We start from the raw sequence: 735 nt of genomic DNA, 5'->3' as shown, positions 1-735 counted from the left end.
GAAAGTTCAGGTCGATATGGTGTACGTAAAGTTTGGCAAAAATTGAAACGTGAGGGTTATGTTATTGCACGTTGTACAGTTGCTCGATTGATGCAAAAGCTAGGTATACAAGGTGTTTGGCGTGGTAAGAATAAACAAACTACTCGTAACCGAGATGACCAAAAACGGGCAGATGATTTAGTGAAACGTAATTTTAATGCTGATCATCCAAACCAACTATGGGTGGGTGACTTTACGTATATTCAAACTCATTCAGGCTGGGTATATACCGCATTTGTTATTGATGTGTTCTCACGAGCAATTGTTGGATGGAAAGTATCTACACGGATGAATACAGATATGGTGCTCGATGCATTGGAGCAAGCATTGCACGATCGAGGCATGCCAAAGAATGTGATTCATCATTCCGATAGAGGTGTTCAATATCTTTCTATTCGCTATACCAATCGTTTAGAAGCTGCAAATTTACGAGCATCAGTCGGTACAACTGGTGATTCATACGATAATGCTCTGGCTGAAACGGTGAATGGCTTATACAAAACAGAGGTGATTGAATATTTAAAAGCAGATTGGCAAGGTTTAGCAGATGTACAACTTGCGACACTAAACTGGGTATATTGGTTCAATAAAAAGCGTGTACACAGTGCACTGGGTTATGTATCGCCTTTTGAGTTTGAAGCAATGTACTATGATAAGATTAACCCGTTAGGTCAGGTGGCCTAACTTAAATAAAAA

General features: G+C 39.6%; 1 pseudogene. It reads left to right on the top strand.

Annotation, left to right across the window (positions count from 1 at the left end):
• Window positions 1-723 (top strand): annotated as a pseudogene (locus tag MF4642_RS16560) (IS3-like element ISAba19 family transposase); the annotation flags it as partial.
• Between the last annotated feature and the right edge of the window lie 12 nt (window positions 724-735).

Origin of the sequence: Acinetobacter sp. MF4642 (genome assembly GCF_002018925.1) — a bacterium.
In the GTDB taxonomy this organism is placed as follows: domain Bacteria; phylum Pseudomonadota; class Gammaproteobacteria; order Pseudomonadales; family Moraxellaceae; genus Acinetobacter; species Acinetobacter johnsonii.
The sequence above is the reverse complement of the archived record's forward strand: the minus strand, read 5'-3'. Positions and strand labels throughout refer to the sequence as shown.